Raw genomic sequence first — 590 nt, 5'->3', positions numbered from 1 at the left:
TGACCTGGCCGTGGTGCTGGGGGCCGGCGGTGCACACGTGCTCCTCGAGGACAAGACCCGTTACGCTTACAGCCCCAACGCGGCGCTGCTGGCCACCTACAACGCCAACGAAACGACGCACTTCACCGTGATGGGGCGCTACGTGAACCTGGCCATTTCCAGCGCCCCGGAAGGCGCCCGCCAGAACTTCGTCAACATCGCCGGGGCGTCCTTCGGCCTGAAAAAAGACCTCACGCCTACTATCGCCCTGCTGCCCGAAATCGGCGCGTACTGGTACGACGGCGAAATCCGGGAAGTGCAGAAAAGCGGACCCGGGTTTCAATACGGCCTGATGCTGGCCACCAGCTTTTAAGCTGGTGGTTGCGGGCGTGGCATAAGTACCGCGCAGCTTCGATTGGGCTCAGCAGAACGCTCCTTAAACTGAATTGCTGCGTTTACCTTGCCACCGTTTAACTGAACTACTGCCCCCATCTGTCAGGCGAGTTCGATGAAAAAAGTGGTGCCCTCGTTCTCCTTGCTTTCGAGCCAGATGGTGCCCTGGTGCATTTCCACAATCTGCTTGGTGATGAACAAGCCCAGGCCCGTGGTGG

2 protein-coding genes are annotated in these 590 nt (G+C 59.7%); one reads left to right on the top strand and one right to left on the bottom strand.

Translation table 11 applies throughout. The features are described from left to right. On the top strand, positions 1–352 hold a 352-nt coding region (locus ACP7AJ_RS21600), incomplete at its 5' end, for a hypothetical protein (RefSeq protein WP_426062309.1). 122 nt (positions 353–474) lie between these two features. Here ACP7AJ_RS21600 and ACP7AJ_RS21595 read toward each other — a convergent pair. Then, positions 475–573: an ATP-binding protein gene (locus ACP7AJ_RS21595; protein ID WP_426062310.1), complete on the bottom strand. Its 99-nt coding sequence runs from the start codon at positions 571–573 to the stop codon at positions 475–477. Positions 574–590: the final 17 nt, after the last annotated feature.

Source organism: Hymenobacter sp. B1770, assembly GCF_049896385.1.
Lineage (GTDB): Bacteria > Bacteroidota > Bacteroidia > Cytophagales > Hymenobacteraceae > Hymenobacter.
Note: the sequence above shows the minus strand (reverse complement) of the source record. Positions and strands in the feature narration are given on the sequence as shown.